15 protein-coding genes are annotated in these 15,746 nt (G+C 45.9%); 10 read left to right on the top strand and 5 right to left on the bottom strand.

Translation table 11 applies throughout. From position 1 onward, the window contains the following. Positions 1-40: 40 nt before the first annotated feature. Positions 41-547, bottom strand: coding sequence for an IS630 family transposase (locus AAEY83_RS06720; RefSeq protein ID WP_037058605.1), 507 nt, complete (start codon positions 545-547; stop codon positions 41-43). Then, entirely contained in the window at positions 534-884 is a 351-nt protein-coding gene (locus AAEY83_RS06715) for an IS630 transposase-related protein (protein ID WP_025643996.1), read from the bottom strand. Before AAEY83_RS06715 ends, AAEY83_RS06720 begins: the two co-directional genes overlap by 14 nt. A gap of 552 nt (positions 885-1,436) precedes the next feature. Here AAEY83_RS06715 and AAEY83_RS06710 point away from each other — a divergent pair. From AAEY83_RS06710 to AAEY83_RS06695, 4 genes are all read left to right on the top strand, one after another. Beyond that, positions 1,437-2,474 (top strand): siderophore ABC transporter substrate-binding protein, encoded by a 1,038-nt coding sequence (locus AAEY83_RS06710; RefSeq protein ID WP_025643998.1) that lies wholly within the window; start codon positions 1,437-1,439, stop codon positions 2,472-2,474. A gap of 95 nt (positions 2,475-2,569) precedes the next feature. Then, positions 2,570-3,679 (top strand): ABC transporter permease, encoded by a 1,110-nt coding sequence (locus tag AAEY83_RS06705; protein WP_025644000.1) that lies wholly within the window; start codon positions 2,570-2,572, stop codon positions 3,677-3,679. Positions 3,680-4,012: 333 nt separating this feature from the next. Continuing rightward, positions 4,013-4,909 (top strand): iron chelate uptake ABC transporter family permease subunit, encoded by an 897-nt coding sequence (locus AAEY83_RS06700; protein ID WP_051397506.1) that lies wholly within the window; start codon positions 4,013-4,015, stop codon positions 4,907-4,909. A gap of 40 nt (positions 4,910-4,949) precedes the next feature. Continuing rightward, positions 4,950-5,717 carry an iron ABC transporter ATP-binding protein gene (locus AAEY83_RS06695; RefSeq protein ID WP_025644003.1) on the top strand — a complete coding sequence of 256 codons (768 nt, stop codon included), beginning with the start codon at positions 4,950-4,952 and terminating at the stop codon, positions 5,715-5,717. Between the two features lie 26 nt (positions 5,718-5,743). Here the strand turns inward: AAEY83_RS06695 and AAEY83_RS06690 are convergent, their stop codons facing one another. After that, a complete protein-coding gene (locus tag AAEY83_RS06690; protein WP_025644005.1) occupies positions 5,744-6,499 on the bottom strand; it encodes a siderophore-interacting protein in 756 nt (251 codons plus the stop codon). 257 nt (positions 6,500-6,756) lie between these two features. After that, a complete protein-coding gene (locus AAEY83_RS06685) occupies positions 6,757-8,814 on the bottom strand; it encodes a TonB-dependent receptor domain-containing protein (protein WP_025644007.1) in 2,058 nt (685 codons plus the stop codon). Between the two features lie 485 nt (positions 8,815-9,299). Between AAEY83_RS06685 and AAEY83_RS06680 the strand changes: the two genes are divergently transcribed. Further along, positions 9,300-10,715: a uracil-xanthine permease family protein gene (locus tag AAEY83_RS06680; RefSeq protein ID WP_025644009.1), complete on the top strand. Its 1,416-nt coding sequence runs from the start codon at positions 9,300-9,302 to the stop codon at positions 10,713-10,715. Positions 10,716-10,922: 207 nt separating this feature from the next. On the opposite strand, the gene AAEY83_RS06675 is transcribed toward AAEY83_RS06680, so the two are convergent. After that, complete coding sequence (locus AAEY83_RS06675) at positions 10,923-11,582, bottom strand: TetR/AcrR family transcriptional regulator (protein WP_025644012.1); 660 nt, start codon at positions 11,580-11,582, stop codon at positions 10,923-10,925. Positions 11,583-11,891: 309 nt separating this feature from the next. On the opposite strand from AAEY83_RS06675, the gene uraD reads away from it, so the two are divergent. The 5 genes from uraD (at position 11,892) to puuE (ending at position 15,709) form a co-directional block, all read left to right on the top strand. Continuing rightward, positions 11,892-12,407: a 2-oxo-4-hydroxy-4-carboxy-5-ureidoimidazoline decarboxylase gene (gene uraD, locus AAEY83_RS06670; protein WP_025644013.1), complete on the top strand. Its 516-nt coding sequence runs from the start codon at positions 11,892-11,894 to the stop codon at positions 12,405-12,407. Positions 12,408-12,473: 66 nt separating this feature from the next. Further along, positions 12,474-12,842 carry a hydroxyisourate hydrolase gene (uraH, locus tag AAEY83_RS06665; RefSeq protein WP_025644015.1) on the top strand — a complete coding sequence of 123 codons (369 nt, stop codon included), beginning with the start codon at positions 12,474-12,476 and terminating at the stop codon, positions 12,840-12,842. Positions 12,843-12,899: 57 nt separating this feature from the next. Then, positions 12,900-14,195, top strand: a complete 1,296-nt coding sequence (locus AAEY83_RS06660) for a urate hydroxylase PuuD (RefSeq protein ID WP_025644017.1) — start codon at positions 12,900-12,902, stop codon at positions 14,193-14,195. Positions 14,196-14,259: 64 nt separating this feature from the next. After that, a complete protein-coding gene (locus AAEY83_RS06655; RefSeq protein WP_025644019.1) occupies positions 14,260-14,643 on the top strand; it encodes a cytosine permease in 384 nt (127 codons plus the stop codon). A gap of 73 nt (positions 14,644-14,716) precedes the next feature. After that, on the top strand, positions 14,717-15,709 hold the full coding sequence (puuE, locus tag AAEY83_RS06650; RefSeq protein ID WP_025644020.1) for an allantoinase PuuE: 993 nt from the start codon (positions 14,717-14,719) through the stop codon (positions 15,707-15,709). The last annotated feature ends 37 nt before the right edge of the window (positions 15,710-15,746 follow it).

Below are 15,746 nucleotides of genomic sequence, written 5' to 3'. Positions count from 1 at the left end.
CATATTCTTTATTCTTATACTAGTGATATTTCTACTATAGTCAATCCACAATAAAACTGGAACAACCCATATCGTAAAACAGTTTAGGTAGATTATTCTGCATCCACCCTTGGCGCAGAAACTTAGCCTGTGCCCATTTTTTCTCAATAGGATTCAGATCAGGACTGTAGGGTGGCAGCCATAAAATACGATGGCCGTGCCTGTTCAGTAGTTTTTGAATACGTTTGTTTTTATGAAACCGAGCATTATCCATCACAATCACGCATTTAGTTTTGAGACTTGGAATTAGTGTGTATTTGCACCAGTCATAGAATATGGTGCTGTTAATGTTCTGCTCGAAGTAATCTATGGCAAACAGCATCTTTTCATACAGAGCACCGATAACATTCGTACGCTTTTTTGCTTGCCAATTGTAGCTATCGATACAAGGTTTACCAACCGGTGCATAGCCATGAGAACGAATGGTCTCGTGCTCAAAGCCGCTTTCATCCATATAGACAATGGGATAGCCTTGCTGTGTAAAGCGATCAAGCTTACTTAGATATATCGCTCTTTTTATCGGACATGCTTTTGGATGCTCTAAGGTCTTTTTTTTGAGTGATACTCAACCGTTTTAATGCAGCTTCTATACCTGATTTACTACAGCCTAAACGCCGTGCTCGCTCATACATATAATCGTCTGGATGCTGCTCAACATCTTTCAATAAGGCTTCATTTGATATTTTAGTCGGTGCTTTATTTCTGGTAGTTTTAGGAACTAAGCTCTGCTGCCAGCTGTGGATCGAGCTTGTGCTAAGCTGGTAAAAAACAGCGGCTTCTCGAATGGTCATGCCGTCTTTAATGCTACGCAGTACTTGCTTGCGAAAGTCGATTGAATAGGTCATCGTTTATTTCATTAAATGAATGAGTTATGAATATTGTATCGGTTTTATTTAAGGTTAACTATACTAAGCTTATTGGTCTATATCGGTAGCCTGTTTTTTTAATGGCTACTGATTGAGTGGTTTGTCCACGAGTTATCTGCAAAGAAAACTCTCCTCTATGTGATTCAAGAACTCGCTGTTGTTATCCGAGCGACTGCCTTGTATAAAGCCCGGTCTTTATCTATCTGCAATTACCGACGTTCAGCACTTCACTCAAATTGCCACTGCATAGTCATAGATATAAACTATGATACAAATGACAATCATTATCATTGATAAAATTTCTGAGTTACTTTATCATGAGCGTCTATTCATACTTCTTAGCAGTTAATTGCAAAACGTCCAGTCATTAACCTATTAAATCAAGGGCATTCTATTTGGTTCTTGATTAACGAGCAGTGCTCTAGCGCTTTTTTATTGGCGTCAGGCGGGCTCTTTTTTATTTTCTATTGGCTGATCACTTTTATAGTCCTATAAGCTGCATCTTAACTATCACGATATTCCGAGTCTTTTATGTCTAATAATAATATTACTGCTCAAACTTCTATATTTAAACGTCCACTGCTAGCGACTGTGACGGCCGCGCTACTGGTCAGTATCAGTTTGACAGGCTGCTCCTCTAACACTAGTGAAACTGATGATACCAAAGTCGAAAACCACACCGCTGACGCGGCCTCCAACGTCGCAGATAATGACGCAGTCTCAGTCAAAACTATCGAAGTAGATACCGTACGAGGCGATGTCAGCCTACCGATTAATCCCGCGCCGCTTGTAGTCTATGACATGACATTGCTGCAAGACTTGGCAGCGCTTGATGTCGCTGTCGCTGGGGTGCCAAGTGACCTACCTTTAGACAACTTGCATTCAGAGACTCAGCCTGATCCTGAACAGGTGGGTACCGTATTTGAGCCTGATCTTGAGGCCCTAAACGCCATGCAGCCACAAGCTATCTTGGTCGGTTCGCGTATGGCGGAAAAATACGATGAGCTCGCAAACATCGCGCCAACCTTAGATATGACTATCGATACGGCTAATATCTATGAGTCGAGTAAACAGCGTTTGCATGATCTTGGCGCGCTGTTTGGTAAAAGCGATCAAGCAGCCAAATTACAAAACGATATCGACAGCCTAATCACAGAGACCAAAGCGGTCACCAAAGACAGTGGCACCGGTCTGGTGGTGATGGTCAATGGCAATAAAATGTCTGTCTATGGCGCTGACTCACGCTATGGCTTTATTCATAATGTCGTCAATGTGCCGATCGCTGACGATCAAATCAAAGACGGTCCTCATGGTCAGCCGATCTCTTTTGAATATCTACAAAAGACCAACCCTGATTGGCTATTCGTCGTCGATCGTAGCGCCGCTATCGGTGAAGACAGCGTGGGTGCCAAAGCAGTCTTAGACAATCCGCTGGTCGCCCAAACCACCGCGTGGCAAAAAGACCAAGTGGTTTATCTGAGCCCAGACTCCTATCTTGCTTTCGGCGGCTACCACCAATGGATGCAGGATCTAACCACGATCAAAGACGCTTTTACTAAAGCCAACTAAGCGTTGATAAGCGCTATATTATATTGGTCTAAAGTTGCAGCTATGGCTCAGACTTTATAGCTGTTTCATCATTTATTATTAAGCTTGTAGCCGTTATGTCCTTATTTTCACCTCGTGCCCATGGAAAAACCGCTGACGTCTCCTCTGCTGACGTCTCCTCTATAGGGGCTGCAAGCTGGCGTCACTCTAGTAGTTATGGTACTCGCGCTAAGCCGCGCCGCGCTGCGATACCGCCGTGGCTGATCAATACGGGTAGCTTAGTGCTGATGGGGCTATTGGTTTTGATCAGCTTATCGATTGGGGTGGCGGATTTTTCTTGGTCCGGGGTCTTACAAAGCCTTGTCAATCATAATGCCAATGCCGACAGCTCGCTGATGCTGGTCAGCCGGTTGCCGCGTACTATCGCTATCATTCTCACTGGTATCGCTATGGCGGTAGCAGGGATGATCATTCAAGTAGTGCTAAAAAACCGTTTTGTTGAGCCTTCTATGGTGGGCGCGACCCAAAGCGCGGCATTAGGGCTGCTCATGGTCAGCTTGCTGTTTCCAGCCAGCGCCCTTATTGTCAAGATGAGTGTCGCCACTGTCTCAGCTGTGTTTGGCATGATGTTATTTATGCTCCTTATCCGCCGCATACCGCCGACGGATTATTTGATGATTCCACTCATCGGTATCGTCTTTGGCGGGATCATCGAGGCGGTGACGACTTTTATTGCTTATCAAACCGAAACCCTGCAGATGCTCAGTGTTTGGCAATTTGGTGATTTTTCTGGGGTGCTAGCAGGGCGCTACGAGCTGTTATGGCTGACGGGCGCGTTATGTATCATCGCTTACATTATCGCTGATAAGCTCACTATCGTCGGCTTAGGAGACAATATCGCGCTCAACTTAGGCATTAACAAACGCCAAGTCACTTGGCTTGGTGTTGCGATGGTAGCGATTATGAGCGCGGTTGTGGTGGTCACAGTCGGGATGATTCCCTTTATTGGCTTAGTGGTGCCCAACATTGTTAGCCGTATTATGGGCGACAAGCTGCGGCGAAGTCTGCCTGCAGTAGCGCTGCTTGGTGCCTCAGCGGTACTCTTGTGCGATATCATTGGCCGCTCTATTCGTTATCCGTTTGAGGTGCCCGTAGCAACGGTGTTTGGTGTGGTGGGCACGGTGGTATTTTTATGGTTGTTATTACGTACGCCTAGCGAGTCTTAATGCTCTCTCTCCTTTTATTTTATAAGGTTATAGTTAAGACACTTCGAAAACGGTGTAGTGCCGTTGGTATAAATTTTTCTTGCTTGCTGTGCGACTTTGTCACTCCAGAGGCTGCGTAAAATTCATACCAACAACACATGACAAAAATGTTTCAGTTTTATTTAGGATCGACTATAGCGTATGCTCTCCCCTTCCTCATCAACTATCAAAGACACTGATAACAAAGCTGATTCTCAAGCCGATAGCTCATTATTAGCGCGCGCGTTATTGCAAGTTTGGCAAACTAGCACTCAATATCCGCGCGCCGTAGCGGCAGTTATTTTACTGGTCTCGATGACGCTATTTTTGACGCTCAATGTCAATGGTCATTGGGATTTTGCCCTACCACTACGAGGTAAAAAACTGCTGGCGCTCATGGTGGTCGGCTATGCGATTGGCGTATCGACTCTGCTCTTTCAAACCTTAACACACAATCCTATTTTGACCCCTTCTCTACTGGGCTTTGACTCGCTGTATGTGCTGCTCCAAAGCTTACTAGTGTTCTTTTTGGGGGCAATGAGCTTTACCAGCATCAATCCTATTGCCAAATTCACCCTTGAGATTGTCCTGATGTTTGGCGCGTCGTTATTATTGTTTCGAGTGCTGTTTTCAAAAAGCAGTCAGGATTTGACGCGGCTGATACTAGTGGGCGTTATCTTTGGGGTGTTGTTTCGCAGCTTATCAGCACTAATTGCGCGCCTGATTAACCCCGATGATTTTGTCGTGGTACAGTCGGCCAGTTACGCGCAGTTTAATACCGTCAACCCGCAGCTATTGGGGATTAGCTTCATTATTTGCACCATTAGCGCGCTGTGTATTTGGCGCTGGCGCTATCAATGCGATGTCTTAATGCTCGGTAAGGCGCAAGCGATTAATTTGGGCATTAATTATCAACGCCTCGCATTTGGGCTATTGACGGTCATTGCGGTATTGGTCGCCACCGCCACGGCACTGGTCGGGCCGGTGACTTTTTTTGGCTTGCTGGTCTGCGCTTTGACCAATCGCATCGCACGGCATATGTATCATAGCGAGCGTTTGATATTGGTCAGTTTGGTGGCGATGATTTGTTTGGTCCTCGGTCAGACGCTGTTTGAGCAAGTATTGGGTATGGCGGGAGTGTTATCCGTGGTGATTGAACTGGCGGGCGGCTTGGTGTTTTTGCTACTGTTATTTATGACCCAGCGGCGTTGATGACATGTCGTATTAACCTATATAAAAAATAAGAATTATTATGATTAAACTCGATAATATCTCCCACCATATCGGCAAACAACAAATCCTGCATGACATCAGCTTGTCCTTACCAAGCGCCCAAGTGATTGCCCTAATCGGCCCCAATGGCGCGGGCAAATCCACCTTATTTTCGGTCATGGCGAGGCTACAACCGCTACAGTCTGGGAAGGTGATGTTTGGTGAGCATGATATTGTCAGCTGCCCTGCGCGCACTTTGGCTAAGACGGTGGCGATGCTTGGGCAAGACAACCAAGTGCAAGGTCGCCTGCGCGTGCATGAGCTGCTGATGTTTGGCCGCTACCCGTATCATCAAGGACAGCCAAGCGCACAGGATAAGCAAAAAGTACAAGAAGTGATCGCGCGTTTTGAGCTTGAGCACTTAGCCGAGCGTTTTTTATCGACGCTCTCTGGTGGTCAGCGGCAACGCGTGCTGATTGCGATGATTGTCTGCCAAGACACGCCGTATCTACTGCTCGATGAGCCGCTAAACAATCTGGATATGTACCATGCAGGGCGTCTGATGCGTGAGCTGCGCGAGCTTAGCTGCAGTCAGCAAAAAACCGTAGTCATCGTCCTACATGATATCAACCAAGCCGCGCAGTTTGCCGATACTGTGGTCATGATGAAAACTGGCCAAGTGATGGCGGTTGGGCAGCCTGTCGATGTCATCACTAAAGATACCATGAAAGACTTATATAACGTCGATGTGACGGTACTTAACCATCAAGGTCGGCCAGTGATTGTCGATACATTGTTACAGTTATAGTTAAGCAAGACTGTAGCTACGTCACCTTATAACCCTAATGCAGCATCTTCGCGTTTGACGATTTTATGCTCATCTTCATTGCTGTCAAGTTTCCAGTAGCTAGAGATATAAAGATGACTCTTAGCCACTTCTTTTTGTTTGAAGTACTGACGCAGCGCTCGCATACTATTGAACTCGCACGCCGCCCACACTGCCACTTCACCAGCCGGCCAGCCTAGCGTCTTAATACGCTCAAGAATGGGGTAATGACTGCTGCTTGCTTCGGCATTGATTACCCACTCAAGCGTTATATTCTTCGGCTTTTGTAGCGGCTGGATATCATCCTCACTCAGCACCTCGATGACGGCATAGCCCTCGGCATCCTCGGGCAGCTGTGCTAAGTTTACCGTGATGGCGGGCAGCGCGGTCATGTCTCCCGCCAATAAAAACCAATCCGCTTCGTGATTGATAAGCTTTTTGGGGCCTGGTCCCCCAATCAGAATGGTATCACCGGCTTGTGTGGTTTTGGCCCAATGTGAGGCAGGACCTTCAGCGCCTTTGTGGTTGAGACCATGTAAGACAAAGTCAACATCGATTTCATCGTCACGTTGCTGGATAATGGTATAAGTGCGCATGATGGGCTTTTTTCCTGCCTCCCCTGCAAACATCAGTTTGATATAGGCGCTTTCTTGATCTGCTGGGAAGTCTTGCATGCCCGCTCCACCAAGTGTAATGCGGCGCATGTTTGGGGTGATATCTTTGATGCCTTTTACTTCTAATACTCTTGGATTAGGTTTGGTCATTTTTTATCCTTTTAGCTGTCTAGTTAACCCACTTTAAAAACGATACCATGCTACTGGGATGAATTTTGTGCAGCCTCTGTGTAAGCAGCACGCAAAGAAAATTTATACCAGTAGCACAGTCATACAACCATCTTGGTGAGGTCTAAAATTACGATAAGAAAAGCCAGCTCTCCTCGTCAGACAGCTGGCTTTTTATTTTTCATCAGTCACACTACGATTATGCAGTCAGAGCTGATAGATTTTAGAGTTAACGACTTTTAGAATTGATAGGTCAAAGAGGTTTTGATATTACGACCCATCTCAAAATCTGTAGCCGTAGCATCAGCCGTATTTAAGCGCGATGCGTGACTGGCATAAGTCTCATCAAATAAGTTATAAACCCCAACGGTGGCTTTGACATTCTCGAGCTGACGGGGCGCATAATTCATATAGATATCGTGCACATCATAGCTTGGCTTAGTCTCACCTTGATTATCAGTAATAGATGCTACATAAGTACTGCGCCAGCCTAAATCAACCATATCATTAGCTGCATAATCTAAGTTCACCATGTAGCGATCGCCTGAGTCAGCACCACTGCCACTTACTGATGGGATACTATTGCCTGTCTTATCGCCTTCGCTACGAGCACGTGAGTAGCTCAGCCCCATACCAAAGTCACGAGTAGTGTAGTTAGCAGCCAGCTCAACACCATCTATTTTATAGTCTTCATCACTGTTGAACATACCTTGACAGTCACCGCCTATCGCGCCGGTCTCACAGTCAATCCCAAATCTACCAGGGCGACTACCTGTACGCATAAACTGCTGATAGTTCTCGATATTAGATCTAAAGTATTTTGCACTCAATTGTAGCGCATCATCAGCAATGGTTAGATCGCGTAGCGTGGTGGTCACACCTACCTCAGAGTTATAGCCTTCTTCTGGCTTGAGATCATCATTGACATAAATACCCTCGCCATTGCTGTTAAAGACAGTTGGGCCTAAATCTGGGCCATTAAACAGCTCTGTGTAGCTGGCAAACACTTGCGTACGCGGCGCAACCTCGTAGCTGGCTGCTAGCGCGCCAACCACATTGTCGTAAGTAGAACCACCCGCCACAAATTCAGGAGACTCATAGCGGTCGTAGCGTACACCTGGTGTCAGCGTCAGTTTGCCCATTTGCCATTGGTCTTCTAGATAGACTGAGGTGTTATTGGCATCATCATTCGCAGTTGCAGAACCATCACGTGCCATCTCTGACTCTTTTTCGTAGTGCTCGGCGCCTACGATTAGCTTATGACGACCGTTATTTGTGTCAATAACACTGGTATTTTCAATCTTAACACCTGTGGTTTTTACTTTTGCATCAAAATCAAAGTTGCCTACGTCTTCAGAATCACGCAGAATCTGCGTTTCTGTTTGATAAACGGTGGTATCAACGTCAATGAGTGAGTTTGCTGGATTAAAGTTATGATCGAGCGTATAAGTATCGCGCTTTATTTCTTGTGGGATGACATCAGGACCACGACTGTTAGGAAGACTTGGAAAATCTGGTCGATAAGGGAAAACACCTTCTTTTTCGGTACGGCTAAAGCTTGCACCGACATGATGGTCGTCACCAATATACGCGCCTGCTTTTAATAAGATGTTTTCGCTCTCACTGTCCTCATAAAGCTCACGGCCGTCGCCATCTTCGCCAGAGTCGGTATCGCGCTTGCCATAATAAGCCAATAGGTCAATATTGTCTGTTGGCGCACCATACACAGTCGCTGACGTAAGTAGCTCATCATTATTACTGGCATAACCTGCCTTTAGTTTTGCGCCGATCTTTTGACCGGGCTTTAATAAATCTGCAGCATCGACCGTTTCAAACGCGACCGCGCCGCCTAAGGCATCGTTACCCAGCGTGACTGAGTTATTACCGACCGCTACCTCAGCTTGTTTTAGCAAGTCAGGATCAAGAGTGACATCGCCCATATGATAAAAGAGGGCACCCTCTTGACGCGCGCCATCGACGGTGACTTTAAGATTGGTATCGTCAAGACCACGCACTCTGATACGCTGATTCACCGTTGAAGTACCACCGACCTCGACTCCAGGTATCACATCCAAAAAATCACTTAAGTGGCTTGCCTGCGCTGCGGGCGTATAGTTGTCGATATAGACTGAGTCTTCTTGTACATTTTCACGTACTGAGGTGTTTGCCGTTACCGTAATCGTTTGTAGCGTCGTGCTAGGCATCGCCTCTGCAGCATTAGCCATTTGTGAAAATAGCGCTGTGGCTACCCCTATAGATAAAACCGATAATCGACTTGAAAACGTTACTACGCCCATAAAATACTCACTTAATTTAACTGCCAAATCTATGCCCAAAAGTTAGTGAACGATGTATAAAACAGTAAAGCCGCATTTTTGATCGGCTGTTAACGAATGATGTATCTCATTCGCAGCTCAACTGCTATAACCATCCACTACCCTATATGATAATATTAACGATAATTATTATCATTAACATTTCGGAAAGTATAATAGCGAAGTATTTATAATTTGGCAACAATGAATTAAAGCTTTGATATAGAAATAAGCTCGTCACTAAGTTTACTAGCAGCTTTTATTGTTAGTAATTGCCACTTTTAGGCTAAAAAAGCGTTGCAATAATGAACCCTTTCACTATATCCTACAGATAGCTGACTAAATGGTCAGGTTATATCGTTAACGTTCGATAGAGTAACTAAACAATTATTCTTGTTTATTAGCATATGGACAAGTACTACTCTTTGTTCCAAAGGACTGCAAAGGTCATATAAAAGGAAGTTATCATGAGTGAAACGACTGTACAGACGCAAGGAAATCCAGACTTACTGTATGGACTGCACGATCGCCCTGCCGCGGGAAAAGCATTTTTGGGCGCAGTACAGCATGTACTAGCCGCCTTTGTTGGGGTGATTACGCCCTCGTTAATCATCGGCGGTGCTTTAGGTCTAGGGGAGCACATCCCCTACCTGATTAGTATGGCACTGATGGTATCTGGCGTCGCCACCTTCATCCAGACACGCAAAGTCGGTCCCGTCGGTTCTGGACTTATGGCGCTACAAGGCACTAGTTTTGGCTTCTTAGCCGCAGTACTAGCAGCAGGGTTTGTGGTCAAAAACCGCGGCGGTAGTCCTGAGGAGATTCTCTCAGTTATCTTCGGGGTGACCTTTCTTGGTGCTTTTGTCGAGATATTTTTGAGTCAGTTCATCACTAAGCTCAAGTCGCTTATGAGTCCGATTGTGACCGGCTGCGTTATTGTGACCATTGGTCTGTCACTGACTAAGGTAGGTCTGACTGATCTAGCAGGCGGAGTGGGTGCAGAAGATTTTGGTAGCATTCCTAACCTTATGCTTGGCGGCGGGGTCTTGGTCAGCGTCGTACTGATCAGTATCGTCAATAATAAAGTCATTCGCTCAAGCGCTATTTTCATTGGACTGATGCTGGGTTTGGCTGTCGCTATGTTTATGGGCCGTATCGACTTCTCGTTGGTCGCTGAAGCCCCTCTCTTTACCGTGCCTGTTCCGTTCAAGTTCGGTTTTGGTTTTGACTGGCAGGCCTTTATTCCAATCGCCTTTATGTACATCATTACCAGTATCGAGACCTCAGGAGATCTCACTGCAACTTCGATGATCTCAGGTGAACCGATCAAAGGCCCGCTATACGAAAAACGTATCAAGGGCGGAGTATTAGGCGATGGTGTCAACTCCGCCATCGCTGGGGTATTTAATAGCTTTCCTGTGACGACTTTTAGCCAAAATAACGGGGTCATTCAGATGACCGGTATCGCCAGCCGTTATGTCGGTTTTTTTGTAGCAGGCATTTTATTTGTTATGGGTCTGTTTCCCTTTCTTGGTGCTATTTTTACTCAGCTGCCAAAGCCAGTCGTTGGCGGGGTGACGCTACTGATGTTTGCGACCGTAGCGACTGCAGGTATTCGTATTCTAGCGACAGTCAACTTCACTCATCGTAATGTATTAATTATCGCCACCTCACTGGGTCTGGGTTTGGGCGTCGCCTTTGTCCCTGATGTGTTTGCACAAATGCCGCAGATGTTCCGCAATATCTTTGGCTCAGCGGTAACGATGTCTGGTGTGGTTGCTATCTTATTGGATACTATCTTGCCTAAGAGCTATGGTGCTGAATTTGATACGGCTGATCAGCATATAGATGATGGCTTAAAGACAGGCAGTCATGCACCCTAGTGATAAAAGTGATGGTAGTGATAATGTCGTCATAGACTATCGCTAGGATAGATTATTACTAAGGCAGATTGTTAGAATAAAAAGTACAAAAACCGCCATAAGATTATTTTATGGCGGTTTTGTATTGATGAATCTAACAACGAAGTGATAGCATTGAGTACCTCACTGGCTTAGCATTATTGCATTGCTATACCGCTGGAGCGCTAATTACTCAAGTCCACAGCCGCGTAAGATAAACGGTATCAAAAACTCGGCTGCTCGCGCTTCATCGTTCTCTTCATACGCCTGTTTTTGCAACAAACCAACAATCTCAGTTTCAAATTCAGCATAACGCTGGGTGGTCGCCCAAATCAGAATAAGCAATTGAAGCGGATCTTTGATACCTATCTTGCCTTGCTGATGCCAAGTTTTCATCACCTCCACCTTATCAAGCGCCCAGTCTTGCATCGTATACGACATAAAATCATGCAAATGCGGAGCGCCGCCGATGACTTCAAGAGCGAAAAGCTTATGGCGATTGGGATGAGCAAAAGCTTGGTGCAGCTTAGTTCTGACAAACTTCTCAATGACGGTTTTTGGGTCGCTATCTACCGTCATTGTTACAAGACCCTCGTTCCACTCCTCAATAATGGCGCGCAGTACTTTTTCATAGAGGTTTTTTTTATTCTTAAAATAATAATGTACATTGGCTTTGGGGAGTCCGGCACGATCGGCAATGCCCTGCATCGTAGCGCCGCGGAAACTTTTTAGCACAAACTCCTCTTCAGCAGCCTTGAGAATGACGGCTTGATTATGAGCGCGAATGTCTTGCTGACTGCGGTGAGTGTCATTATCTAAAGTGCTCAAATCATCGGTGGTAAAAGTCATAAATGTATCCTATAAAAAGCAAATAATGACAGCTTAGTGGTTAAGTAATGCTGATAACGCTTAAATTATTGAGTACTAAATGCGATAAATTATGATATATTGTATAAAGTAGTTGACCATTTGGTCAGCTTTAAGCAGAATAGCCAATATAAACCATTTGGCGACTTATTTACACTTTTATTATCACTCTCAGCGATATCACTTTAGCATACCAATAGACTGCCAAACACCTAAGGCATGTCCTTATTTTTGATACGCTATGATTTGAAAGGCTATGAGGCTTCCACCCTACAAGAAAAGGACTTCATCGTGAGTTTAACCTTAGCGCAATTCAACGACTTTGACCAAGACCAAGCCACCTCCGCACTACTTACTTGCTGTACCAGCTCTCGCTGGGCGCATAACGTAGCAAGCGCTCGACCATTCGAGACGCTAGAGGCTCTGATCGCTCATAGCGATACGGTATGGAGCAAAGTGCAACAGCAAGAGTCGGACTTGTTAGAGGCGCTTGACGGCCATCCGCAAATCGGTAATGTCGCCACGCTCAAAGAAAAGTACCGCAATACTGCAGATAGCGCTGCTCATGAACAATCAGGCGCGAATGAAGCAGATGATGAGGTTCTTGAAGCTCTAGCACAAGGCAATCAAGCCTATCTTGATAAGTTTGGCTTTATCTTTATCGTCTTTGCCACAGGCAAAAGCGCTAAGCAAATGCTCGACTTACTATTAGCGCGTTTGCCGAATGAGCGCGCCACTGAGCTTGTCAACGCCGCGACAGAACAAAATAAAATCACGCGCTTGCGTTTAAACAAATTATTTGAATAAGCCGTTTAGCTCAACTAACCGTACTTTTAAAACACTGAAAATACCAAAAACATCAAAGGATTTATTATGTCAGCTTCTCTTTCCTCGCATATCTTAGACACTCATTTGGGCAGACCTGCCGCCGATATCGCAGTTGCTCTACGCCGAGTTGATAACCATTCAAACGCCACGCTTTTGGCTCATGGCACTACCAATAGTGATGGCCGCGTAAGCCCAGATAGCTGGCAGTTTGATGAGGCCGTGAGCGCAGCTGATCGTGAGCTGAGTACGGGTCGCTATACCCTTACCTTTGATACGCAAGCCTATTTTGACACTCAAGAACTAACGGCTTTTTATCCACAAGTCATCATCGACTTTGTGGTCAGTGACGACAGTCACTATCATGTGCCCCTATTACTAAGTGCTCACGGTTACAGCACTTATCGCGGCTCGTAATTTATTTTTCGTATCAAACGCAGTATTTAAGACATCGTATAAAAGGACAGTAGTCGCATGGGTGCATATCTTCTTGATTGGGTCGCTTTATTTTTTCGCTGGTTTCACGTTATCGCCGGCGTAGCATGGATTGGTGCGTCCTTTTATTTTGTTTGGCTCGATCTGAGCTTACGTAAGCCGCCGCAGTGGAAAGCCGATAAAGGTATCTCTGGCGACTTGTGGGCGGTACACGGTGGCGGGTTTTATGAAATCGCTAAATATAAGCTCGAACCTGAAGAGATGCCAAAGACGCTGCATTGGTTCAAGTGGGAAGCTTATACCACTTGGCTAACTGGTGCGGCGATGATGGCGATTGTCTACTACGCCAATGCGACCGCCTATCTGATTGACCCCAGCAAAGTCGCTTTTGGTAGTCATGTTGGCGCTATCTCGACCAGCTTACTCTTCTTGTTCGGTAGCTACTTTGTCTATGAGGTTATCGTCCGTAGCCGCATCGGCAAGAATGCGTTAGTGTTTAGCTCTACTATCTTTATCCTGCTAGTGCTTGCAACTTGGGGCTCATACCAGCTGTTTAGTGATCGCGCCTCTTTTATCCATGTCGGTGCTATTTTAGGTACGATTATGGCGGGTAACGTGTTTTTTGGGATTATGCCCGCTCAGCGCGCGCTAGTGGACTGCGTACGTAGAGGCGAAAAGCCGGGTAAAGAAGTCGCAGACTTGGCACTTATGGCCAAGAACCGCTCTTTGATGAATAATTATTTTACCCTGCCGCTTATCTTTACCATGATTAGTAACCACTATCCGATGATGTACTCACACGCGCATGGCTGGTTAGTGCTAGTGTTTGTCGGGGTCATTACTGCGCTCGTACGTCACTATTTTAACCAAAAGCATCTGGGCAATACGCAGCCCAAATTCCTATGGATTCCAGCTTTATTGACTGTTTTATTGATTATTTGGATGCGCCCTGCACCTATTGAGCCGCTTCCTGTACCACCCGTACAGTCTGCGGTTCCTGTAGAAGCTGCCCCTGAGACGCCGACACCTACTGACGCAACTAATCCAGCAATAGCTGCGGCTGATAGCACTGGGGAAGCCGTAACTGTCTCAGCTAACGATGCGGTTATGAGTGTGGTACAAGAAAAATGCGCAACTTGTCACATGGCGCAGCCGACGCAGCAAGGCTTTAACGCGCCGCCTGCTGGCATTATATTGCAAACCCCTGAAGATATGAAAACTCATCAAGCTAAAGTGGTCACTGCGGTACAAACCGGCTATATGCCATTAGGCAATATCACTCAATTAACCGATGAGGAGCGCGCTCAAATTGTGGCGTATGCCGCTGGGCTATAGAATGCTTTAAGCGGTTAAAATAAGACGGCAAAGGTAGGCCAATATACAATATTGAATAATTCGCTTGACCGTCGGCGCGCTTTGGTTATCAGTCATCAGTAAAATTGGTATCGTCGGTTTTGTCAACGTCGTGGGCGCTATCATTGCGCCATTCTTTGGAATTTTGGTCATCGATTACTACATTATTAGACGTCAAAACATCAACATGAATGACTTGTTTTCTGCGCAGCCAACGGGCGCTTATTATTATACCAAAGGCTGGAATATCCGTGGTCTTATCGCCTTTGCTATCGGCGCTTTGTTTTCTGTCGCGACAGTACTCGTACCTAATTTGGCAAAATTCGAAGGTTACGGCTTCTTATTAGGCGCAGCAATCGGCGGGTTAATTTACTGGCTTCTCATGCGCAAATATGGCATTGAGCTCAATAAAACTTTAACGCACAAATAAGCACTGTGTACTGTTAAGGCGCTAATAAATAGCTAGATGGTTAGCAAACAGTATGAATAGAAGGAAAAACATTATGACGCAAAAAATCACCAGCGACTTTGATCACTCCGCTTATCCGCGTGATCTAAAAGGCTATGCTGATACTCCCCCTAAAGCCAACTGGCCTGGCGGCGCTAGAATCGCTGTTCAGTTCGTCTTGAATATTGAAGAGGGTGCAGAAAATAGTATCATCCACGGTGATAGCGAATCAGAGCGGTTTTTATCTGATATATTGGGCACGCCTTCGTTTAACAATCGTCATCAGTCTATCGAATCGGCGTTTGAATACGGTAGCCGCGTCGGCGTTTGGCGCGTCTTGGATGTCTTTAAAGAGTATGGCCTGCCCATCACGACATTCACTTGTGCTGCGGCCGCAGAAAAAACCCCGCATATCATTGAACGTGTACTAGAAGATGGCCACGAAGTTGCTAGCCACGGCCTGCGCTGGATCACTTACCAGTATATGTACCGCGAAATCGAGCGTGAGCATGTGCGCCGTGCTACTGAGATCTTTGAGCGTATGCTCGGCAAGCAGCCTATAGGCTGGTACACCGGACGTGATAGTCCCAATACTCGTGAGCTGGTCGTCGAGCAAGGCGGTTATAGTTATGATTCTGACTCCTACGCTGATGAGCTGCCTTATTGGCTAAATGTCAAGTGCGAAGATGGCGATAAAATATTACGTAAGCCGCATCTGGTTATTCCTTATACGCTTGAGACTAACGATATGCGTTTCTCATCCAGCCCTGGATTCACCAATGCTGAGCCTTTTTATCAGTATCTCAAAGACAGCTTTGACACGCTGTATGAGGAAGGGGATAAAAACGGCAAAAACACGCCCAAAATGCTGACCATTGGCCTGCATTGCCGTATCATAGGCCGCGCTGGGCGTATTGTCGCACTCAAAAAATTCTTGCAATATATTACCAATAAGCCTGACGTTTGGGTCTGTCGCCGCGATGAGATCGCTAAACACTGGTACGACAACCATCCAGCGACTAAGGATAATACCGCAGACTGGATGTAACTATGATCGATATCATCGGAATAGATATCATCATGGT

This window comes from Psychrobacter sp. TB20-MNA-CIBAN-0197 (assembly GCF_040309765.1).
Lineage (GTDB): Bacteria > Pseudomonadota > Gammaproteobacteria > Pseudomonadales > Moraxellaceae > Psychrobacter > Psychrobacter submarinus.
The sequence above is the reverse complement of the archived record's forward strand: the minus strand, read 5'-3'. Positions and strand labels throughout refer to the sequence as shown.